Consider the following 20,991-nt stretch of genomic DNA (forward strand, 5'->3'; position numbering starts at 1 on the left):
GAATTGTCTCTTACTAACTATTCGGGCACGTACATTTATTCAGAAAAGATAACTTTAAATTTATGATTAGAGAATATTTCCATTGTTGTATTTTTTATAAGGGGTAAAGAAATATCTATCATAAAATTTTTACTCTCTTCATTTTCAGAAAATATAAATTCTCCAAATTTTTTGTGTGCTATAGAGCATCTTATTCTATAAATAAAATATGCTATAAAATTATTTATAAAATCAATAAAGCTTTTTTCATCACTTTTAAATTTTTTATTTTTAGAGATTTCTAAGTATTCACCAATGTTTCCAGGGTCATCTAATTTACATTTTTCTATGAAGTCATTGAACTTACCTCTAACAACGGAGTCTTTAACTGGGCTAGATTCTTTACCGTATTCATATAAAATTTCTTTAGTTATTCCTGGGTAATCATTAAATGATTTTATAATTAATTTTAATAGTATAATTTTATTCGTGGTAAATTCAGAAATTAGATATTTTAAAGAGTCGATTTCATCTTTATTTAATTTCTTATAGATAGAGTTTGCTTCAGAAATATTATTGATATCAATCTGTCTTAACTCTCTTAAAAATATTAGATTAAATAATAGTTCTATATTATGATAATTTTTTAGGAATAAATCAAAAATACTATTAGAATTAATAGCTGTTTTTGAATTCATTAAGTTTAGATCAGTTGGAAATTTAATTTCTAGATCAGATAAATAAATTTTTTCAGTTTTTTTAGATGGTGTTAGAGTATATTCTGTATGGTTGAATCCCCCCCATGGACTTTCTTTTCCATAAAATTGATTGAAATAAATTTCAGCATGATTTTGATAAATAACTAAAAAATTATTTTCTAATTTATTTGGAATAAGACCTTGTTTTTTATAAATATTCCAAATAAACAAGATTTCATCTGCTGTAAAATTGCTTAAACTAACATTAGGATCATCTATTCTATTCGTAGATACAATATAGCCAATATCTTGACCATTTAAAGATAATTTGACGATCTCCTCAGTAGATAAATGACATTCCATGTCATATACATTGATAATAATTTTATTATCATATAGTAAGCTACTAAAATCATGGTTAACGTAATTGTTAATAGTTAAAGAGCTATTAATATCATAGTCACTAGCTTCATTATATGCTCTAATGAAGAATTCATCTCTATCTGTAAACATTATATTGCAGCCGCATCCCAACTAGCACTAAAATCAAATTCTCCTTCTGACCTGAAAAATTCTTTAAACATAGTAAATATATACTTCCTTCTTGCTGAACCAATATTAACTTTTCTAGAGTTAATACCTTTTATTAAATTTTGATATTTTTCTAAACTAAAGTAATCATAAGGTGCACCTTGTTCAATATAATTATGAAGTTGATCTATAATCACATTAAGAGAATTATCTACTTTGTCTTTTTTACCACTTTTAATAAATACTCCTGCTGCAGCAAAAAAGCTTAACATTACATTTTCACTTCCAAGCCAATAAGAGCCATCTTCGCTGTTTGGTTCATCTTTATATAAATCCCAGGCAAGTGCATCAATTATTGTAAATTTATTTAAAATTTCAATGAAATTATCAAAGTCCTCATTTATTTTTTCTTTTGTAGATTCAAATATTTCATTGTTCTTGATTTGGTCATTAACAATATTTTCATTATCTTGTTCTGGTGTTGCTTTTAAGAAAGCATAATATGCTGATGCAATATTATTTAAAGGATATTTGTTTGCAGAAACACGTCGTCTACTTTCACGTTCCGTATACAAGTCAATTCCTGTAACTTTCTCCTCTATAGTTTTTCTAGTAGTTGCAAAAAGTAAATCTATTTGATGACGCATAGACATCGCTTTTTGACCAGAGTTTAGGACAATCATACGGTAAACAATATTCTTGAGGTCAGAATCTAACCAATATTCAAGTAATAATGTTTGTTCATCTTTAAAGGTAATACCTTCATTAGAAACTTCTTTTAAAATTATAGTTCTTTGAAGCCCATCTAAAATATCAACGATACCCACATTTGAAGCCAAGGTCTTTTCTATTTCATGATGATTGTCTAATTTAGCGAGCAAATCACTTACATACTCATGCTTAACAGACAACGTAATTGAAGGTAACAAAGCTCCTTCAATAATGTCATTTTTTAATCTTGAATATCCCTTGTGATTTTCCCTTTTTCGTTGAAGCTCAAAATCCTCAAAATTATGACCAATAATTTCTAAATATTTATCGGGTGTGGTTTGGCAATATATAATATGGGCTCCACTTTTTAAATCTTTCGCAGTTCCTAAAATTTTAAACATCGTTCTAAACATCTTAAAAATTTAACTAATTTTATAGCATATTTTATAAAATATAGATTTTCTTTATTTCGATTCAAGTAATTAAGATGAGTATGATTTTTCATTCATGATTAAGATTTTCTACAATTAACATAATACGCCTTATGCGAATTTTTTGAATTTTTCTATTTAGTATCAATATCTTAAAATAATTCGTTCTAGAGTTCAGCGCACTAGAACGGCTTTTACATGATTTTTCACGTTCCACGCTTATTTTTCAATCATTATTTCCAATAATTCGTTAATTAAACTCAAAGAAGAAAGAAGCCCCTCTGCTTCCTTTCCCATATCTAAAACTTAGATCCCATATTTTTCACGATAAGCTTACATATACGCCAAGGCGTATTCTAGAACACTAATTTTAAGTATTGACCTCAAGCCAACTTGAGCTTTTATAGTTACCCATTGATCTCAAAAATACGGGGAGATGGATGGATAACTCAAGTAAAACGTTTCTTATATACGGTGTCAGCAAAGGCCTAGGAAAAGCCATTGTTCAAGCAGTACCAAAGCCAACAGATACCATCTATGGCGTATCTCGCAGCCAACCACAACAAACTCCAAACCTAAACTGGATTTGTGCTGATCTGTCCAAACCAGAGCAGGCTGTAAGCGATGTAAAGGCAACAATTGGACAGCAAAAACTTAATGTGCTGATTTACAATGTGGGTATTTGGGAGCAACAAGCATTTAGCGAACACTATAATTTTGAAAATGTTTCTGCTGCTGAAATTAACCAAATCATCAATACCAATATCAGCACCTGTATCCTATCGATTCAATCATTCATTGAAAATCTAAAACTCTCCGACAACGCTAAAATTATTCTGATCGGCTCAACGTGGGGGGTTGATAATCATAACGGTAAAGAACTTGTTTTCTCCGCTACCAAATTTGCGTTAAGAGGTATTGCGCAATCACTACGAGAAATCTTGCGTGAGCACTTGATTGGCGTCAGTGTAATTAACTTGGGCTATCTAGCCAGTGAATATGAGATTGATCAACCTACTCAGGATGTTTTAGAACAAACCAAATATTCTCTCATCCCTTTAACCGATGTGATTCAGGCGATTCATTTTATTCTTTCAACCAGTAAAGCAACTTGCATTAAAGAAATCTTGATGCCGGCGATGTTGGATCAGAATGTTTGATTTGTCTCTTAATTTCTAGAGAGCCAACCATACCCCTCCACCATCTTTAAGATGATAGAGAGCATCTATGATAGTAATTCTGGCAAAATCAAACTCAATTGATCTTAAAAACTGCTATAAACCATATCAGTTACAGCTTTATAATTTTTGTTTCACCGTTTTAATGTACTGAATCGCAAAAAAGATAGCCAATATAAAACATACAACAGCAGCTATAAGGCTAATCAAAGGCTGTATTGATAATGAAATGGCTAGACTTGAAGCGATAGCAAATACAACCATCAAAATTAAATATTTTAACTTTTTCGCTTTAATCTCTTCTTTTTTATAATCATACATTTATTAAATTTCTCTGCTTTAAATAATCAATTACTCCAAATATAACGACATAGTAAATAAAAAAGGAAGCCTTCGCTTCCTTTTCTTTTACATCTAAAACTTAGATGCCATATTTTTCACGATACGCCTGCATATTGGCTAAAGCGTCTTTTTCGCCTTTTGCATCTAAATAATCCATCAAATCTTTCATGGTAATCAATGCATGTACAGGAATTTCGAGTTCTTTTTGCACTTCCTGAATCGCAGAAAGCTGACCTTGACCACGTTCTTGGCGGTCTAGCGCCACCAATACACCTGCAATTTCAGCACCTGCATTTTTTAAGATGGTCACGACTTCACGAATTGCCGTTCCCGCAGTGATCACATCATCAATGATCCAGACCTTTTGACCTGCAACCGATGCACCCACCAACACACCGCCTTCACCGTGATCTTTGGCTTCTTTACGGTTAAAGCCCCACGGTACGCTTTTGCCATGCACTTGAGACAATGCCACAGCTGTTGCTGCAACAAAAGGAATCCCTTTGTACGCTGGGCCAAAAATCACACCAACATTGTCACACTGCACCAGTTTGTCGGCATAGCCTTGCGCTAACAAAGACAGTGCTTCACCATCGTTTAACAAACCTGCGTTAAAGAAATAAGGACTGACACGGCCTGATTTTAAGGTAAACTCACCAAATTTAAGCACTCCACGTGATAATGCGAGTTCGATAAAAGCTTGCGGATGAAATGACACAGGCGTTGTCATATAAGGTGCTCCAAATTCTTCAATTGAGGTTAAACAGACGTATGATACCAAAGGATAGCTATCCAAGTGATGTAAAAATTCTTCGAGTCGTTTCAATTAACGTAAATGGCTTGCGTTCATCAGTCACCAAAGGCCTGCTCGAATGGTTAGAACAGTCGGGTGCCGATGTGGTGTGTATGCAGGAAAGCCGCATCACCCATGAGCAATGGACCGATAAATTTAAACCTGAAGGCTGGTATACCCACCTGTTCCCTGCTGAACGTGCAGGCTACGCAGGTACGGCGATTTATAGCCGTCTGCCATTCGTATCGGTAAAAGATGGTTTAGGCTTCGAACTCGCTGACTCTCAGGGCCGTTTTATCACCGCTGAATTTGATTTAGGCTTGTCACAAACTGTTCATATTGCCTCGTTATACTTGCCATCAGGATCAAGCGGTGACGAAGCGCAAGCACGCAAAGACGTGTTTTTACAAGAATACGCCAAAATACTCAAACAGTGGCGAGATGAAAATAAATCAATCATTGTCTGCGGGGACTACAATATCGTGCATAAACGCATCGATATTAAAAACTGGTCAGGTAACCAGAAATCATCTGGCGTATTGCCACATGAACGTGCTTGGCTCGATCATATCTATGATGAGTTGGGTTATGTGGATACCTTCCGTGAAGTTCGCCCTGAAGCAGAATTGTATTCATGGTGGTCAAATCGCGGTCAAGCGCGTGCAAAAAATGTTGGGTGGCGTATTGACTACCAAGCCTGCTCTCCAGACTGGAAAGCACGTACAACAAATGCGTGGGTATATAAAGAACAATGGTTTAGCGACCATGCACCGGTAATTATCGACTATAAAATACACGAATAAGTGAACACTTGTTCACTTAGGTCGCTTCTTTAGCTTACAGAACTTGTCGCTTTTGTGTATTTTTATTTCACAGCTAGAACGGCATTATAGCTTCACGGCACAAGGAAGCGGTCAGGATGACCAAAAAGGGATAGGAAGCCGTAGGAAGATAAAATAAACTTAGATTAAGTTTATTTGCATGGATGAGACAATGGACGTTGAAATGAGACCCGCATAATCAGGAAGATTATATGCGGGTTTTCTCTTTTCTAGATCTTCGTTTTTCTTTGTTTGACCTGTCTGAAGCATGTGTACTCAAAGCATATTATCATTTCTGCTTCATACACCTGACCGATCAACCTAATCAAAAATTTCAACTGGTACACTCCCCTACTTTTACGTTAGGCTTTGAGCCATCTTTTTTATTGTTTTCTATGGTTTTTCACATGTTCAAAATTTATGGCATTAAAAATTGTAATTCGATGAAGAAAGCCTTTGATGCATTGCAAGCCAAGGGTATCAATTACGAATTTCATGATTACAAAAAACAAGGCATTGATGCAGAAACTTTGGCGATTTGGCTAAAAGAGATCGGTGCAGACAAAGTGCTGAATAAAAAAGGCACCACTTGGCGTAAATTAAGCGCAGATGAGCAAGCACACGCGACCAGTAATGAGCAGAACCTGATTGAAACCCTGATCGCGCAACCAAGCCTGATTAAGCGCCCTGTACTGCAAACTCCAAAAGGTTTTGTGATTGGCTTTGATGAGGCCACCTATCAAGCCTTATCCGCTTAAACGCTAAAGATGAGCAGAAATAAAAAAACCGAGTCAGTGCTCGGTTTTTTTATGGTTTAGCTCTCGCGGATTAATTGGCACGAATCCAGGTTTGGTTACGACCTAAAGCAGCAACACCAATATAGCCACGTAATTTCAGCTTCTTCCCGCCTTCTAGGATTTCAGCTTTCAATCGATAGGTTTTACCGTTTTTAGGGTCAATAATGGAGCCATTGTCATAGCTTGTCCCACCGACATTTTTAAGACCATGTACAATGGTTAAACCTTTCAATGGCTTATTGTGATAGGTTCCTTCACATTTAGAGCAGGCATTCTCCTGATCTGCAACTAAATATTTTTGAATAGATGCAGTCAGTGTTCCATCCTTTTGTTCCGTAAACTTCACGATTGCCTTTGGCTGCTTTGTTTCATCATCAATCGTCTGCCAAACACTGCCGTTTAGCGCATCTGCCGCATTGGCAAAAGTTGTTAAACCAAGCAATCCAAATGCTAAAGCAATTTTCTTCATTTTTGTAATATCCTTAAGGGTCTTTCAAACTCAAAGTATTGAGAACTTCGATCAATATTGCAATTCTTGATTATGACTATTTGGTATAACCTGAGTAAGGGTGACGTAGCGCACAATTTTTTTCAGTTTTTATCGTAACGCTTAGGCATCGCTTATCTTCAAGAATATTCTTATTCCGATACTGATCTAACAATATGGAAAAATTATGAAACTTGCTACTGTTTGGAAATATTATTTTACTGAATCCTTACTTAAAGCGGCAATTCGGACACCAAGTCAATTTAACTTGGCTCCCAATGCTTTACGTCCGCTTCTGGATCAACTGTGTCGCGTATTTCCACACGATCCAACGGTACAAATCCGTTCAATACGTCTGGCCGGTGTACGTGGTGAGGAAATTAAGGCGCAAGCTACAGCAACTCAGCTGATTTTCCATATCCATGGCGGTGCTTTCTTCTTAGGGAGTTTGAATACCCATCGTGCCCTGATGACCGATATTGCCGCACGTACCCAGATGCAAGTCATTCATGTTGATTATCCTCTTGCGCCCGAACATCCCTTTCCCGAAGCGATTGATGCGATTTTTGATGTCTATCAAGCCTTGCTGGTCCAAGGCATTAAACCGAAAGATATCATTATTTCAGGCGATTCTTGTGGTGCCAATCTGGCTTTGGCCTTATGTTTACGTCTCAAACAACAGCCTGAGTTGATGCCAAGTGGCCTGATTCTAATGTCACCTTATCTTGATCTGACCTTGACCAGCGAATCGCTACGTTTTAACCAGAAACATGATGCACTGCTGTCAATCGAAGCCTTACAAGCCGGCATCAATCATTATCTCACGGACAATATCCAAGCCGATGATCCACGTGTTTCACCACTCTTTGATGATTTAACAGGACTGCCACCCACTTTGGTACAAGTTGGTTCTAAAGAAATTCTATTAGATGATTCAAAACGCTTTAGAGAAAAAGCCGTGCAAGCCGATGTCGATGTCAGCTTCAAACTGTATACGGGCATGTGGCATAACTTCCAGATGTTTAATGCATGGTTCCCTGAAGCAAAACAGGCTCTGGCTGATATTGCTGAATTTGCTCATGCACTTGATCGGGATTGATTAAAACAAAATCGTGTAAAAAATGGTCAGCTATGTCTGACCATTGTCACTGTTAATTCAATTTTGTCATTATAAAATAAAAATGATTGGATATTTAGATAATAGCCTATTTTTCAAGGCATTTTTCCCGTCCTGATTTGCATTAAAACCTCATCACTGGACTTTTTTCTCATTCTAAAGATGCTATTGTTATTTCAATAATCGTTCTTCGATATTTTGAGGACAAATCTACAGTTGCTGGGAATCTCATTGCATAAAAGGATGCATGCCAATGGTCAAGATTCGTTTTAATCGGTCAACTGACACAAAAAGATGGGGCTTTCAGCTTTCTTGGGAACATCATATTGTCGTCAATTGGACCATACTCAAAAAAAGTATTTTATTATTGATACTTGCCGCTTTTATGAATCTGTTCTGGATCAGCTGGGACATTTTTGTCTTGGTCAATCCACAGTATTCAGAATGGGTACATTTGAATCTGGTACGTTCACAATTATGGACCAGTTTGATCATGCTGGGCATTCTGTTGTTGCTGATCATCCCTTGCCATATTTTTAGAGAACAACTTTGGGCGCAAAGCTTTTTACCGATTCTCAGCGTACAGATTTTTACTGCGATGTTATGCCATAACAGCTATTTGGTCGGAAGTTTCAGTCCGGCAACAATGGTGGGTTATGTCAGTGTTGTGGGTGTGGGCTTAGTACTGTTTGACCGTAGAATGGTGTATTGTGCGCTCATTCCAGCAACGCTTGCGCTGCTGTTCTGCAATTATTTAAGCATGATTGGAGTCCTGACCTACGCACCGCTGTTTAATATGCAGCATCTTAACCAAGTCCCCATGCACCCGTTTTGGGTCGGTAGCATGATGTTTTTCTTATTGCCGATCATGTTGGCCTGTTTATTTTTGTTTGAAATTTTGCTGACGCAATGGCGAACACGGGAAATGACAATTCAGATCCTCAGTCGTCTGGATCCCTTAACCAATGTATTCAATCGACGCAGTATCGACAGCTATTTAGAAAAATTACATCAGCAGCCTGATCCCTTATATTCAATTATCCTGCTCGATCTGGATCATTTTAAAAGTATTAATGATCACTTCGGTCACAGCATGGGCGATCAAGTCTTGGTGCAAGTGGCCAAATGTCTCACCCATAATCTGCGTGATCAAGATGTGATTGGTCGTTTTGGCGGAGAAGAATTCATTCTAATACTGCCCAACACCACCACGGCACAAGCACACAATGTGGCAGAACGTTGCCGTCTCGCAATAACCCAGCTACATTTTATCACCGAGCAAAAACAGGAATTTGTCATCAGCGCTAGTTTTGGCATCAGCAGTTCGCTCAGTGCTGATGCACCTCATCTGATTATCAGCCAAGCCGATCAGGCCCTGTATGCGGTCAAAGCCGCTGGCCGCAATCAGGTGAGAGTTTTTACGGATCTGATCAGCAGCTAACACCATGAAGGCTTTGCTACGCCTTTATGGTCAAAGCGCTATTTACCTTTTAGAAATTCTTCACGGTGTTGACGATAGGGCTCATCAAAAGGCACAAACATCTGTTCTTGTTTGGCTTCGGCAATCCATTGCTGTACTGATGCCAAAGACAAGATTTTTTGCGTATAGGCTTGGCTAGACGCGGAAAGTGGCAGTTGGTAGCATTCAAAACGCATCACCACAGGCGCATAAAAGGCATCTGCGATACTAAACGTGTCGCCACATAAAAAACTGTCTGCATTCGGACGTTGTGACCAGATCTGATCAATCCGCGCCACATCGGCACGCAATTGTGGCTGTTCTGCCCAAAGCTGTTTGCCGATATGTGCCAGATCAGCTTCGACATTCATCGGGCACAGATTGCGTAGGCTTTGAAAGCTACTATGCATTTCTGCACTGATACAACGCGCCCGTGCACGTAAGGCTTTTTCTTGTGGCCATAATTCAAGTTCAGGATGCTGCTCGGCAATATATTCACAGATGGCCAGACTGTCCCAAACCGTCAGCTCACCATTCACCAGCACAGGGACTTTGCCTGTCGGGTTCAATTTTAGAATTTCTGTTTTAAACTGGCTGTCTGGTTCAAAATCATCAAACTGAATCAAATGCTCCTGAAATGCAATGCCTGCTTGTGTGAATAAAATCCACGGACGCATTGACCAAGTAGAGTAATTTTTATTACCAATAAAGAGCTGATACATTGTTATTGTTTCCCTTTAAATAAAGCCAGTTGTTGTAATAGCTCGCTTTTTTGAAATGCGCCAGTTAAGCGCAGCGAGCGAATTTCTTGTTGTTGCTGATCTAAAAACAAATAAGTGGGTGGTCCTAAAATATCCCACTGTGCCAACAAGGCTTGATGTGATGCATCGTAGTGGCTTAAATCCAGTTTAATCAAATAATAGCCTGATAATGCTTGTTGCACCTCTGCATCTTTTAAAATGCGATGCTCAATCGGCTGGCATGCTACACACCAGTCCGCATAGACATCAATCACAATGCCACGATCTTTGGGAGCATGGGCAAGGATTTGCTGAAATTCAGCTGCCGTCTGTGCTACATGCCAGTCAGCCAATTTATCTGCCTGAACCGAGCTGAGATTTTGAATATGCTGGTATTGGTTAAACGCCAATGCCGGAATGGCTAAAACCAGCAACACCGCATACAGCCATTGCAGTTTAGATTTCTGTCCAAATAGACGATACGCCGCATAAATAATAAAGGCCAAACCGAGAATCAGGCTCAGCATTTGAATCGCCAGTTCCGGCAATAACGGACGAATAAAATAAATGCTCAATGCCAACATCAGAAAGGCAAAAATGACTTTGATTTGATTCATCCAGTCGCCAGCTTTGGGTAAGGCTTTCGCCCCCAACACACTGGCGAGTAGCAAGGGAATTCCCATGCCAAAACCCAGTGTAAATAGCAGCAGCGCACCTTGCCATTGGCTCTGCGTCTGCGAGATAAACAGTAACACCCCTGCCAAAGGTGCAGTCATACACGGCCCCACCAACAGGGCAGAGATCATGCCCATGACACTGGCGCCGACCAAGGTCCCGCCCTTTTGATTGGATTGCATCTGATCCAGTCGATTAACCCAGTTCTGCGGCAGTTTTAACTCAAATAAACCAAATAGATTGAGGGCAAATGCCACGAATAATAGACTAAATGCAATCAGCGTTGCAGGTTGCTGTAACCAACGCTGAAAATTCAATCCCGCCGCAGAAGCAATTAAACCCAATACCGCATAGACCAAGGCCATACTGACCACAAAAGTCAGTGCAATCGACCATGCTTTCACCCCTTTATTGTCTCGTACAATCAAGGAGGTCAGAATGGGTAACATCGGCAAAGAACATGGGGTAAAGGCCAATAAAATGCCCAAACCCAAAAATAATAAAATGCTATAGGCCAAGGAATGCTGTTCGAGTGCGCTGGACCATTTTTGGTCTTGTGCCATACCAACCGAGTTATTTGAATTTGAGCTTTGTGCAGTTGGCTCAGCTTGCACGTCATCCTTGTTTGCCGTTTGGGCATTTAAGGCGCTCGATGAGCGAGCCACATCTAAAAAGCTTTTTTTGCTATTTGCACTGACATTCTGAGCACTGACCAAGCCATCGGCATCGGTCTGAAATTCAATATTTTGCGGAGGATAACAAATCCGGTCTTTGGCACAGCCTTGCCAAGTCACCCGATAATGCTGTGATGCCTGCGTCGGGATGCTAAACTCCGCTTGCTGATAATAGACTTGGCTATGGCCATAGTTCTCATCATACTGCTCGACTGCTTTAGGCAATGTTAATGCAAGTGGCTGATTGCCTTGTTGTACTTCAAATTTATGTTGATAAAGATAATAGTTCGGCTGAATTGACCAATGTAAACGCGCCTGATTCGGCTGCGTCGATTCAACTGTAAATGCAAATGCCTGTTCAGGGCTCAGCAAAGCTGCTGATGAATTCGCTTGCGCGTAAGCCAACGACCCACATAACAGCAATAAGGTCCCCACAAACCAACTCATCAGTGGGAAACAATTACCACCTTGAACAGACATTTTCATGATTATCTCACTGTTATTCTCCTGAGCCTCCCTGCCACTTATGCAGAAGTGAATTTAAGAGAATTCAGGAGCATTGTTGTTAGAATAAAACCGACACGCCGAAGCCACCGTTATAACCTTTCTGATCCCCATTGAGATCAACCCCAATGCTGGCATCCAATTGCATACGATTATTCAAGGCATAAATCAGACCTGTGCCTAGACCATATTCATAGTCTTGACTCTCTGCTTTACGGTAAACAAACTCAGAATAGCCCGATAATTTACCTGCAATTTTATAGTCAATGGTTGGAATCGCAGTCACCGCCCAATTACTGTTCTGCGCTTCATAACGCATGGTAATCGAGGTACCAATCAAATCACTGAACTTATATGCCACGGCTGAGGTTAAGCTATAGATATCATCATGTGCCGTGAATTCATCATTGCCCGTTGCAATAATTGCTTCGGCCAATAATGCCATCGATAAACGGTCATCTTTTAAATCAATGGCTTTTTTCAAACCGATACTGACATCGCCTAAACCATTGCTTTCTTTTGTCACGCCTGCACGTTTGTACTGCTGCCAAACAGGCCCTTGCCAACCGAGTTGTAATTCCAGGCCATCTGCCAAACCAGTACGCAATAACATGTCACCATTCAAGGTTAAAGTCTTGTCTTTGACTCCATTGACACTCCCCTCGTGGTAGCTAACCGTTGGCAAACCCTGCTCCCAGGCTAACTGCCCGACAGGAGTAATCCCTGTACTGATCCCCGAACCAGGGCGATCAAAAGAAAAGTCAGCCGCAAAAGCCGTACTTGCCAGCATCGATGCTGTAACCAAGCTCAATGTTTGAAATGTTTTCATCATGTTCCTCTTTGTATTTTGCTGGCTTCGCTTATGCGCTGAGCTCTTTTGACATTTTTGCACCATGTTGACGTAGCAACTCCAATGTTGCACGCTCTTCCTGCAATGACTCAGACCAATCGATTTCATCAAATTCGCAATCAAAAAATAATTGACTGATCGATGATAAAACAGTGAGACCTTCTTCATCACGGGTATTTGGATCGACTTTTTCATCAAGTAAACGTTGAACCACAGGCACGCAGGCAGAACTTGCTGCATCCCAAAGCGGACCATAAAATTCTTCTGCGTCCCATAAATGCAAATTGGCTTTGGCTTGAATGAGCACATCTAAAATGTCTAAATAAACTTGCAGCTGTTGTTGCTTTTCTGTTTCGCTCAAGGGTTTTCCGGCTTCATAGGCCTCACAGATTTGTTCCCACCAGACAAATAAACCATCACAAATGACGGAAACTGGGGGACCTTGTTCCGGGTCAATAAAATTCGGATCAAGTCCTTCAGCAAGTAAAGCTCGCACTTGGTCTAAATCGAGTTGTTGTATGGCTTGCACCAAGGCCTGCTGCTGCTTATTTAACATGACCATTTCTCACAATATTTTTTAATGGGTCTATTATGCCGAATATCCTGACAGGATTTTATAAAAGCACCTAAAAAATCATGTATAAATTTGATACAGGCATAAAAAAAGCCCCAAACAGGGCTTTTTTTATGCGTTGCCTCTTAGGCTTCATCATCTACTTTTACATCATCATCGACATCAACATATTCGGGTAAACCACCACGGTGGTGCTCTTTTTTCTCATAGAGATGCTCCAAACTACGTTTCAGTTTATCAATCGCACCATGGATCGAGTTATCAATATTTGCTGCTTTATGTGTCACTGCAACAGGTTTCATTCCTGCTGGACGAGCCTCAATCATACAACGTTTGTCATGATCGCCCGTTTTCTCCCCGTTCTCATCACTAATATGAACCGAAAAATGTGTAATACGCTCGCTATAGCGTTGAAATTCTTGTGTAAGTTCTGCACGAACATAACTGATTAAGCGTTCACTACCTTGAATGTTTTTATCTGTACGGATTTCAATATTCATAAATATCTTCCTCTCTTATCTGTGAGACGGTGCTACAAAACTTTCTTATTTGGCACACTTTGAGCATGCGATCATTCAGTGCAGTTGTATATTTTGATTATGTAAATACCTGTTGTCTCCTCGCTTGCATCTGTTGCTTTTCAGTATGTAAGAAGATCTTCTATAACTTCAATATCTGTCTTTCCTTACAAATATGCAAGCTGATTTTTGACATTTTGATGAAATCTTCAGCAAAAAGAGCATTATTTTTACCCCCTGAATCACCTGCTTTGCCATATACAATTCTTTTGTTCATTTGGTCAAATTTGGCTTTATTTTTGCTTAATACCTTGTATGCTTTACACGCCTTTTTGGGGGGAGATTTTTTAAATGCAATTGAAGCAACTTACAGCGGTATGTTTATTGGGATCAACAGCAACTTTTGCGCAAGCAAAGCCGATTTGGCAAGACTTTAGCTTGACCGGACTATATGGTGAAAACTATGAAGTTGTTGATAAAAAACAAACAACATTGACCGTTGAGTATGCGGCAAAAGTTAAATATGCCGATGTCTTTTTCTTTATGGATCGTATGCGTGGCAGCGATGACCATAAAAGCACCTATTTCGAGCTTTCTCCTCGTTTAAGCCTCGGTGAAATTTCAGGTCAGAAACTTGCGTTTGGCCCGATTAAAGATGTATTGATCTCAACCACCTGGGAAAGCAATAACGACGATTTCTCTAGTTTTGACAACTTCTTGTATGGTGTCGGCTTCGATCTTGCAGTTCCATATTTCCAATATATGAATGTCAACTTCTATCGCGCCAACAACGAAAAAACTGCTGATGACTATCAAATGACCATCGCTTATGCTTTGCCATTTAAAGTATCAAATGAAGACTTTTTGGTGGATGGTTTCCTTGACTGGTCGACTGGCGAGAAAGATCATGCCAGCGAACTGAACTGGACCACGCAATACAAGTGGAATCTAGGTAAACACATTTCACCGGATACACGTCTTTATTTAGGTGTTGAGCATTCGATTTGGAATAACAAATTCGGTATGAAAAACCGTGACGAAAACAACGTCAGCGCTTTAATTAAATACCACTTCTAAACGCTTTAGAATGTTAAAAACAGCAAGGAATTCCTTGCTGTTTTTATTTGTATCACCGAATATTAAGCATCGTTGATTTTGGTTCTATCAACGTTGTATCTATTGATTGATGTGATGACCTTCGCCCATGTCTGTAAATATTGCTCTTGCCCCATCTTGTGTAGCTGCACCCTTCAAAATTCGTTTTGCCACCGTTGATGACCTTGAGACAATCCTTGCCATCTATAATGCAGAGATTCTCAATGGCACGGCGAACTGGAATGATCAAGCTGTTTCACTTGCGGATTATCAACAACGCTTCCATAACATGCAGCAACAGCATTTTCCCATGATTGTGGTTGAAGACCTGAATAGCCATCAAGTCGCTGCTTATGCCTATTACACAGCCTTTCGAACCATCAGCGGCTATCGTCAAAGCATTGAACATTCTGTGTTTGTTGACCCCAGCTATGCACGCCAAGGTCTGGGCAAGGCCCTGATGCAACAACTGATTCATCTGGCCAAACAGCAAAACATGCATATCATGGTGGCTGCCATTGATAGTGAAAATAAGGGCTCGATTGTGCTACACGAACAGCTTGGTTTTGTCCAAACAGGCTATATGCCGCAGGTAGGACAAAAGTTTGGGACATGGCGGGATTTGGTCTGGATGCAACTGCAACTCACAGAATCTCCATAAAAACCTTACTTTTACCGTACTGTCAGGCAACTCTATTATGGCTTAAAATGAAAACAAGACTTCATTTCAAAAATAGCCAAAATGATTAAAACATCCCAACTCGGTCTGTGCCTCGTCATGGCAATCAGTTCAAGCGCCAGCTTTGCCGAATTTTCTTTTGAGCAGGAATTACAGCAAGGTTGTGCCAAAGTGAAACAATATGCACAAGCAGGTAAAAAGTTTTACGATCAAAAACAATATCTCAAAGCCGCCAAACAATTTGAAGACCAAGCAGCATGGGCGCATTTTTGTCAGGCCAATGCAGATGAAAGCGGTATTCAGGTCAGTGACCGAGATATTGAAATCGCCAACAATAATGTCGGCTTGAGTTATGCCAAGTTAGGCAAACCGCAATGGGCAAGCGTTTGGTTTCTCAGAGATAAAGACTCGAAAACCAGTCAATACAACTTAAAACAATTGCCTAAACCTAAAATATCCTCTGACCTACAAGGGACTTATGTCCGTGCCAATGGTTTTGGACAATGGGATTATCTCAAGGTCAGCAAAAAACAGAATCAATATCAGATCGCCTTCGATGGCTACTACTTCGGGCTGCGCGGTTTGATCTATGGTCCGAATATGGGGCAATTCGAAACGACCATGCCACTCAAGTCAAAGCAAGCCAGCTATCGCTATGAAGACTGTCAGATCAAACTCCAATTTGCCAATGATGCAAAGCTTGGACAAAAAATTGAGGTTGAACAAAACAATGGTGAGTCCTCATGTGGCTTTGGACACAATGTCTATGCAGGCGGAACGTTCTATAAGGTTGAAGGTTAACAAACCATCAAAAGTCAGCCTCAAATATGATACTCGGAAATGTCATCTACAACCTGAGCAAGCTAAAGCGACTAAAGCTTTAGCGAAGCGCAAGAAAAGTTGCAATAAAGATTGAGCAGCTTTAATCACTCATTGCATAGGTGATAAATGCCTTTGCCCTTACGAAGCTTCAAACGCTTCTCAGGGCGAAACCAAAGTAGGGCGAACCGCAGGTTTATCCTAAGATTAGATATAAAACAATAAGATTCCACAATGATCACTGTTTAATCAGGCCGTAGGCCGAAAATCTCTTTCGAGTGTTTTAAATCGCCACCAACTCTCGAATCCCCTTCTCAGGCATCTCCTCCCCCCGCCCTTGCGCAATCACCTGCCCACGCGCCATGACGGTATACGCATCTGCCAACTCTTCGGCAAAATCATAAAACTGCTCTACCAGAATAATCGCCATTTCGCCCTGATCGGCCAGCTTACGAATCACCCGACCAATATCTTTAATAATCGAGGGCTGAATCCCTTCGGTCGGTTCATCCAAAATCAAAACACTCGGCTCTGAAGCCAAAGCACGGGCAATCGCAAGCTGTTGTTGCTGCCCACCGGATAAATCACCACCACGGCGATGTTTCATTTCATCCAGCACAGGGAAAATTTCATATAAATGGCTTGGCACTTTACGGGTCTTGGCTCCTGAAAATTTCGCCATACCAATTAAAATATTTTCCTCTACGGTCAAGGTTGAAAAGATATCACGACCTTGCGGCACATAGGCCAAACCCGCACGCACCCGTTGCTCAGGGGACATTTTGGCGATGTCTTTGCCATCCAGCAGGATTTGCCCCGACTTAATCGGCAGAATGCCCATCAAGCATTTCAGCAAGGTGGTTTTGCCCACACCATTACGTCCTAGCACCACACTGCATTCACCCACAGGCGCGTTAAAAGACACATCACGCAGAATATGACTGCCACCATAGAATTGATTGATTTGTTTCACTTCTAGCATGTGTCTCTCCTAGCGTCCTAAATACTTTTCAATCACATCTTCATTGGCCTGAACCTCTGCCAATGTGCCCTCGGCCAAGATTGCCCCTTGCGCCAGTACCGTGACTTTCTCACTGATGGTGTCAATAAAGCTCATGTCATGCTCGACCACTACAAGAGTATGATTTTTCTTCAGCTCCAGACACAGTTCAGCCGTGCGCTCAGTTTCAGCATCGGTCATACCAGCAACAGGCTCATCCAGTAAAATTAACTGCGGTCGTTGCATCAGCAACATGCCAATTTCCAGCCACTGTTTTTGTCCATGTGAAAGTAACCCTGCTGGCTTTTGCACAAATTCCTGTAAGCGGATCTGTTCCAGACTTTCATCCAAGGCCAATTGCGCTTCTGGATCTAAACGGGAAAATAAACTTTTTTTCACCCGTTTATCTCGAGGTGCTGCCAACAGTAGATTTTCCATGACGGTAAAATTTTCAAATACGGTTGGTTTTTGGAATTTTCGACCGATGCCCGCTTCAGCAATTTGCTCGGTACTCATTTTGGCAAGATCATAGTTTTGCCCAAAAAATGCCGTGCCTGTGGTCGGACGAGTTTTACCAGTAATCACATCCATCAAGGTGGTTTTACCCGCCCCATTTGGCCCGATAATACAGCGTAATTCGCCCTCAGCAATGTACAGCGACAGATCATTCAAGGCTCGGAATGAGTCAAACCAGACACTGACTTTTTCCAGATACAAGGCAATGCCGTGGCTAAAATCCGCACCTTGTGGCTTGGCACGACCATAGCCCTCACCCAGTTGACCGCCATGTTGAGCTGAGTCTATTAATACATCACTCATTTAGTCACGCTCCTTTTTAAAACGGTCAAATAAACCAATGACACCCTTAGGTAAGAATAAGGTCACCACGATGAACAACGCACCTAAGATCAATAACCATGCTTCTGGTGCAGCCACTGTGAAATAGGTTTTCACTGCATTGATTAAACCAGCCCCTAAAATTGGGCCAATCAAGGTTCCGCGTCCACCCGCAGCCACCCACACCGCCATTTCGATTGAATTGACTGGGTTCATTTCACTTGGGTTGATGATGCCCGCCTGCGGCACATATAATGCCCCAGCGATACCCGCAATCACCGCCGACAGTACCCATGCCGACAGCTTGTACCACAACGTGCGATAGCCAAGATATTGCAAGCGATTTTCACTATCACGAATTGCACCCAAGACCCGTCCATAAGGACGATTCATCAGTTGGCGCAGACCAAGGAAGCACAACATCAACATCAATGCCGTCACAAAGCATAGCGTGGCACGCATCGGTGCAGAGGTGATATCAAAACCAAGAATGGTCTTAAAACCCGTAAAACCATTATTGCCGCCAAAGCCTGTTTCATTGCGGAAGAACAATAACGCTGCGGCAAAGGTCATGGCTTGAGTAATAATCGAAAAATACACACCTTTGATTTTCGAGCGAAAGGCAAAGAAACCAAAAATAAATGCGATCAGACCAGGAACAAGAATGACTAAAGCCAAAGCCCAGGCAATATGCTCGGTACCGACCCAATACCATGGCAACTCCGTCCAACTGAGAAAACGCATAAAATCAGGCAGCCCATCGCCTGCGGATTGACGCATCAGGTACATGCCAAAGGCATAACCGCCCAAAGCAAAATACAAACCATGCCCCAAGCTCAAAATCCCAGCATAGCCCCAGACCAAATCCAATGCCAAAGCCACCAAGGCCAAACACATGATCTTGCCAATCAAGGTGATCCAATAAGCAGACAGATAAAAGGTCGAATCAGGCGACAACAGATGCAACCACGGCAACAGCAACAGCACCCCGAAACAAACTGCAATCGCCACGGCGCTATACGGTTTGTCGGCAAATAAAGAAGTGATTTTCATGGGCTTACTCCACAAAACGGCCTTTGATGGCGAACAAACCTTGTGGACGCTTTTGGATAAACAAAATCACAAGAACCAAGAGAATAATTTTTGCCAGCACTGCACCTAAACCAATTTCCAGCACCGTGCCACTAATGCCCAATCCAAGGGCTGCCAATACCGCGCCCCAGACTTGACCAACACCACCGACCACGACCACAAGGAAGGCATCAATAATGTAATTTTGCCCAAGGTCAGGTCCAACATTACCCACCTGCGCCAAGGCACAGCCTGCCAACCCTGCCAAACCTGAGCCCAGTCCAAAGGCCATCATGTCAATTCGTGCAGAACGGATACCCACAGCACGCGCCATTTGACGGTTTTGGGTCACAGCTCGGACAAATAAACCAAAACGGGTTTTATTGAGTAAAAACAGCAGCAGTAATAGCACCGCAACAGTAAAAGCAATAATCGCAATTCGGTTATAAGGTAGCATTAAGCTTGGCGTCACCGCGATGCCACCACTGAGCCATACCACGTTAGAAACCTCGACATTTTGCGCACCAAACACCATCCGCACCAATTGCATCAGGATCAGACTCACCCCAAAGGTCGCAAGTAAAGTCTCCAATTGTCGACCATAGAGCGGACGGATCACGGTGCGTTCAATCAACATGCCCATCAAGGCACTAACCAGAAAAGCCGCAGGAATTGCCGCCAATAGATACCAGTCCACCAGCCCCGCAAAATGGGTTTTAAAAAAGCTTTGAATCACATAGGTGGTATAGGCACCGATCATGATCAGCTCACCATGTGCCATGTTAATTACCCCAAGCAGACCATAGGTAATGGCTAAGCCAAGTGCCGCAAGCAGCAAAATGCTGGCGGTACTGAGGCCAGAAAAGATATGGCCTGACCACTCACTGATTTGTAGTCGGGTTTTAATTTTATTGTGTGCATCCAACAACGCTGCCTTCAATGCAGGATTGCTTTGTGGTTGTTGTAAAGTTTGAGTGATTAAGGCAAACACATCAGGACGATTGGAATCCGCCAAGACTTTTACGGCTTCAAGCTGGGTAAACGCATCAGGACTGTTAAAATCCAAACGGGCTTTGAGCTGTGCTAAACGTGCTTTGACCTGATCATTTTTTTCATTCAGATAAAGCTGCTTCACCATCGCGACATCGAGTTCAGCCAAATTATTTTCTAAAATATCCACCGCAGCCAAACGTTGCGAGGCATCTGTAGAATTCAGTTTGGCCTTGGCCTGACCAAAATTCAGCGCCTTGCGCAGAGTATTGACCAAAGTGACTTGGGTGAGATCGGCAGGCCAATTTTCAATGGCTTGCTGTGCGGGGTAACTGAACAGTTTGTCATCATTTTTTAACAGATAGGTATTGCCTGCACTGTCGGTATACAGCTCATTTTGATCAATATAGGCGACCAGTTGATCCAGCTGTTCAATACTGGCAGGCCATTGATTGAGCATGGCACGACGCGCCGCAAAATCTGACTTCACAAAGGTCTGAATCGCATCTTGAGAAGCTGTAGACGTCACGGTTGTTGCGGATGTGACTTCTGCCCATGCTGGACTAAACATTATCTGTGCCATGATGCAGAGCAGTGCCAAAACATAGTGTTTCGTCATAG

22 protein-coding genes are annotated in these 20,991 nt (G+C 41.2%); 8 read left to right on the forward strand and 14 right to left on the reverse strand.

Annotated elements, in window-relative coordinates:
* Positions 1–35 precede the first annotated feature (35 nt).
* Together Aba26S_RS03520 and Aba26S_RS03525 are read right to left on the reverse strand one after the other, a co-directional pair.
* The gene (locus Aba26S_RS03520; protein ID WP_043970051.1) at positions 36–1,190 is read right to left on the reverse strand and encodes a hypothetical protein; all 1,155 of its coding nucleotides are present in this window, start codon (positions 1,188–1,190) and stop codon (positions 36–38) included.
* Positions 1,190–2,320 (reverse strand): hypothetical protein, encoded by a 1,131-nt coding sequence (locus tag Aba26S_RS03525; RefSeq protein WP_016651322.1) that lies wholly within the window; start codon positions 2,318–2,320, stop codon positions 1,190–1,192. Before Aba26S_RS03525 ends, Aba26S_RS03520 begins: the two co-directional genes overlap by 1 nt.
* Positions 2,321–2,790: 470 nt before the next feature.
* Between Aba26S_RS03525 and Aba26S_RS03530 the strand changes: the two genes are divergently transcribed.
* Positions 2,791–3,510 carry an SDR family oxidoreductase gene (locus Aba26S_RS03530; protein ID WP_016651321.1) on the forward strand — a complete coding sequence of 240 codons (720 nt, stop codon included), beginning with the start codon at positions 2,791–2,793 and terminating at the stop codon, positions 3,508–3,510.
* A 138-nt stretch (positions 3,511–3,648) separates the two neighbouring features.
* Here the strand turns inward: Aba26S_RS03530 and Aba26S_RS03535 are convergent, their stop codons facing one another.
* Both Aba26S_RS03535 and pyrE read right to left on the reverse strand, forming a co-directional pair.
* Positions 3,649–3,849, reverse strand: a complete 201-nt coding sequence (locus Aba26S_RS03535) for a hypothetical protein (RefSeq protein WP_016651320.1) — start codon at positions 3,847–3,849, stop codon at positions 3,649–3,651.
* A gap of 100 nt (positions 3,850–3,949) precedes the next feature.
* A complete protein-coding gene (gene pyrE / locus Aba26S_RS03540) occupies positions 3,950–4,600 on the reverse strand; it encodes an orotate phosphoribosyltransferase (RefSeq protein WP_004657130.1) in 651 nt (216 codons plus the stop codon).
* Positions 4,601–4,641: 41 nt separating this feature from the next.
* Between pyrE and Aba26S_RS03545 the strand changes: the two genes are divergently transcribed.
* Positions 4,642–5,466 carry an exodeoxyribonuclease III gene (locus Aba26S_RS03545; protein ID WP_005270296.1) on the forward strand — a complete coding sequence of 275 codons (825 nt, stop codon included), beginning with the start codon at positions 4,642–4,644 and terminating at the stop codon, positions 5,464–5,466.
* A gap of 425 nt (positions 5,467–5,891) precedes the next feature.
* Positions 5,892–6,242 carry an arsenate reductase gene (locus Aba26S_RS03550; protein WP_043970091.1) on the forward strand — a complete coding sequence of 117 codons (351 nt, stop codon included), beginning with the start codon at positions 5,892–5,894 and terminating at the stop codon, positions 6,240–6,242.
* Between the two features lie 70 nt (positions 6,243–6,312).
* Here the strand turns inward: Aba26S_RS03550 and Aba26S_RS03555 are convergent, their stop codons facing one another.
* Entirely contained in the window at positions 6,313–6,750 is a 438-nt protein-coding gene (locus Aba26S_RS03555) for a DUF2147 domain-containing protein (RefSeq protein WP_005270293.1), read from the reverse strand.
* A gap of 205 nt (positions 6,751–6,955) precedes the next feature.
* Here Aba26S_RS03555 and Aba26S_RS03560 point away from each other — a divergent pair, with 205 nt between their 5' ends.
* Together Aba26S_RS03560 and Aba26S_RS03565 are read left to right on the forward strand one after the other, a co-directional pair.
* A complete protein-coding gene (locus tag Aba26S_RS03560; protein WP_016651318.1) occupies positions 6,956–7,867 on the forward strand; it encodes an alpha/beta hydrolase in 912 nt (303 codons plus the stop codon).
* 271 nt (positions 7,868–8,138) lie between these two features.
* Positions 8,139–9,326 carry a GGDEF domain-containing protein gene (locus tag Aba26S_RS03565; protein WP_016651317.1) on the forward strand — a complete coding sequence of 396 codons (1,188 nt, stop codon included), beginning with the start codon at positions 8,139–8,141 and terminating at the stop codon, positions 9,324–9,326.
* 38 nt (positions 9,327–9,364) lie between these two features.
* On the opposite strand, the gene Aba26S_RS03570 is transcribed toward Aba26S_RS03565, so the two are convergent.
* The 5 genes from Aba26S_RS03570 to Aba26S_RS03590 all read right to left on the reverse strand — a co-directional run bounded on the left by Aba26S_RS03570 (position 9,365) and on the right by Aba26S_RS03590 (position 13,861).
* Positions 9,365–10,066, reverse strand: coding sequence for a glutathione S-transferase family protein (locus Aba26S_RS03570; protein WP_043970059.1), 702 nt, complete (start codon positions 10,064–10,066; stop codon positions 9,365–9,367).
* Positions 10,067–10,068: 2 nt separating this feature from the next.
* Positions 10,069–11,919, reverse strand: coding sequence for a protein-disulfide reductase DsbD (dsbD, locus tag Aba26S_RS03575; RefSeq protein ID WP_016651314.1), 1,851 nt, complete (start codon positions 11,917–11,919; stop codon positions 10,069–10,071).
* 79 nt (positions 11,920–11,998) lie between these two features.
* Complete coding sequence (locus Aba26S_RS03580) at positions 11,999–12,766, reverse strand: transporter (RefSeq protein ID WP_016651313.1); 768 nt, start codon at positions 12,764–12,766, stop codon at positions 11,999–12,001.
* 31 nt (positions 12,767–12,797) lie between these two features.
* The gene (locus Aba26S_RS03585; RefSeq protein ID WP_016651312.1) at positions 12,798–13,343 is read right to left on the reverse strand and encodes an ankyrin repeat domain-containing protein; all 546 of its coding nucleotides are present in this window, start codon (positions 13,341–13,343) and stop codon (positions 12,798–12,800) included.
* Positions 13,344–13,486: 143 nt separating this feature from the next.
* The gene (locus Aba26S_RS03590; protein ID WP_005270277.1) at positions 13,487–13,861 is read right to left on the reverse strand and encodes an HPF/RaiA family ribosome-associated protein; all 375 of its coding nucleotides are present in this window, start codon (positions 13,859–13,861) and stop codon (positions 13,487–13,489) included.
* 369 nt (positions 13,862–14,230) lie between these two features.
* On the opposite strand from Aba26S_RS03590, the gene Aba26S_RS03595 reads away from it, so the two are divergent.
* The 3 genes from Aba26S_RS03595 (at position 14,231) to Aba26S_RS03605 (ending at position 16,454) form a co-directional block, all read left to right on the forward strand.
* Positions 14,231–14,956, forward strand: a complete 726-nt coding sequence (locus tag Aba26S_RS03595) for an outer membrane protein OmpK (RefSeq protein WP_005270274.1) — start codon at positions 14,231–14,233, stop codon at positions 14,954–14,956.
* 127 nt (positions 14,957–15,083) lie between these two features.
* Positions 15,084–15,635, forward strand: a complete 552-nt coding sequence (locus Aba26S_RS03600; protein ID WP_016651311.1) for a GNAT family N-acetyltransferase — start codon at positions 15,084–15,086, stop codon at positions 15,633–15,635.
* 81 nt (positions 15,636–15,716) lie between these two features.
* Positions 15,717–16,454 (forward strand): hypothetical protein, encoded by a 738-nt coding sequence (locus tag Aba26S_RS03605; protein ID WP_016651310.1) that lies wholly within the window; start codon positions 15,717–15,719, stop codon positions 16,452–16,454.
* 301 nt (positions 16,455–16,755) lie between these two features.
* Here the strand turns inward: Aba26S_RS03605 and urtE are convergent, their stop codons facing one another.
* The 4 genes from urtE to urtB are packed head-to-tail and all read right to left on the reverse strand — an operon-like array spanning position 16,756 to position 20,989.
* Positions 16,756–17,454 (reverse strand): urea ABC transporter ATP-binding subunit UrtE, encoded by a 699-nt coding sequence (urtE, locus tag Aba26S_RS03610; RefSeq protein ID WP_004776300.1) that lies wholly within the window; start codon positions 17,452–17,454, stop codon positions 16,756–16,758.
* A 9-nt stretch (positions 17,455–17,463) separates the two neighbouring features.
* Positions 17,464–18,291: an urea ABC transporter ATP-binding protein UrtD gene (urtD, locus tag Aba26S_RS03615; RefSeq protein ID WP_016651309.1), complete on the reverse strand. Its 828-nt coding sequence runs from the start codon at positions 18,289–18,291 to the stop codon at positions 17,464–17,466.
* The gene (gene urtC / locus Aba26S_RS03620) at positions 18,292–19,362 is read right to left on the reverse strand and encodes an urea ABC transporter permease subunit UrtC (RefSeq protein ID WP_016651308.1); all 1,071 of its coding nucleotides are present in this window, start codon (positions 19,360–19,362) and stop codon (positions 18,292–18,294) included. It abuts the gene before it with no gap.
* Between the two features lie 4 nt (positions 19,363–19,366).
* Entirely contained in the window at positions 19,367–20,989 is a 1,623-nt protein-coding gene (gene urtB / locus Aba26S_RS03625; RefSeq protein ID WP_016651307.1) for an urea ABC transporter permease subunit UrtB, read from the reverse strand.
* Positions 20,990–20,991: the final 2 nt, after the last annotated feature.

The organism is Acinetobacter sp. NBRC 110496, assembly GCF_000876115.1.
In the GTDB taxonomy this organism is placed as follows: domain Bacteria; phylum Pseudomonadota; class Gammaproteobacteria; order Pseudomonadales; family Moraxellaceae; genus Acinetobacter.

Coding starts and splice junctions, on each gene's coding strand:
- Aba26S_RS03600 (WP_016651311.1), top strand. CDS start 15,084: ATGTCTGTAAATATTGCTCTTGCCCCATCTTGTGTAGCTGCACCCTTC.
- Aba26S_RS03525 (WP_016651322.1), bottom strand. CDS start 2,320: ATGTTTAAAATTTTAGGAACTGCGAAAGATTTAAAAAGTGGAGCCCAT.
- Aba26S_RS03565 (WP_016651317.1), top strand. CDS start 8,139: ATGGTCAAGATTCGTTTTAATCGGTCAACTGACACAAAAAGATGGGGC.
- Aba26S_RS03545 (WP_005270296.1), top strand. CDS start 4,642: ATGATACCAAAGGATAGCTATCCAAGTGATGTAAAAATTCTTCGAGTC.
- urtE (WP_004776300.1), bottom strand. CDS start 17,454: ATGCTAGAAGTGAAACAAATCAATCAATTCTATGGTGGCAGTCATATT.
- Aba26S_RS03560 (WP_016651318.1), top strand. CDS start 6,956: ATGAAACTTGCTACTGTTTGGAAATATTATTTTACTGAATCCTTACTT.
- Aba26S_RS03595 (WP_005270274.1), top strand. CDS start 14,231: ATGCAATTGAAGCAACTTACAGCGGTATGTTTATTGGGATCAACAGCA.
- dsbD (WP_016651314.1), bottom strand. CDS start 11,919: ATGAAAATGTCTGTTCAAGGTGGTAATTGTTTCCCACTGATGAGTTGG.
- Aba26S_RS03605 (WP_016651310.1), top strand. CDS start 15,717: ATGATTAAAACATCCCAACTCGGTCTGTGCCTCGTCATGGCAATCAGT.
- Aba26S_RS03550 (WP_043970091.1), top strand. CDS start 5,892: ATGTTCAAAATTTATGGCATTAAAAATTGTAATTCGATGAAGAAAGCC.
- Aba26S_RS03585 (WP_016651312.1), bottom strand. CDS start 13,343: ATGTTAAATAAGCAGCAGCAGGCCTTGGTGCAAGCCATACAACAACTC.
- urtC (WP_016651308.1), bottom strand. CDS start 19,362: ATGAAAATCACTTCTTTATTTGCCGACAAACCGTATAGCGCCGTGGCG.
- Aba26S_RS03555 (WP_005270293.1), bottom strand. CDS start 6,750: ATGAAGAAAATTGCTTTAGCATTTGGATTGCTTGGTTTAACAACTTTT.
- Aba26S_RS03530 (WP_016651321.1), top strand. CDS start 2,791: ATGGATAACTCAAGTAAAACGTTTCTTATATACGGTGTCAGCAAAGGC.
- pyrE (WP_004657130.1), bottom strand. CDS start 4,600: ATGACAACGCCTGTGTCATTTCATCCGCAAGCTTTTATCGAACTCGCA.
- urtB (WP_016651307.1), bottom strand. CDS start 20,989: ATGACGAAACACTATGTTTTGGCACTGCTCTGCATCATGGCACAGATA.
- Aba26S_RS03580 (WP_016651313.1), bottom strand. CDS start 12,766: ATGAAAACATTTCAAACATTGAGCTTGGTTACAGCATCGATGCTGGCA.
- urtD (WP_016651309.1), bottom strand. CDS start 18,291: ATGAGTGATGTATTAATAGACTCAGCTCAACATGGCGGTCAACTGGGT.
- Aba26S_RS03570 (WP_043970059.1), bottom strand. CDS start 10,066: ATGTATCAGCTCTTTATTGGTAATAAAAATTACTCTACTTGGTCAATG.
- Aba26S_RS03590 (WP_005270277.1), bottom strand. CDS start 13,861: ATGAATATTGAAATCCGTACAGATAAAAACATTCAAGGTAGTGAACGC.
- Aba26S_RS03535 (WP_016651320.1), bottom strand. CDS start 3,849: ATGTATGATTATAAAAAAGAAGAGATTAAAGCGAAAAAGTTAAAATAT.
- Aba26S_RS03520 (WP_043970051.1), bottom strand. CDS start 1,190: ATGTTTACAGATAGAGATGAATTCTTCATTAGAGCATATAATGAAGCT.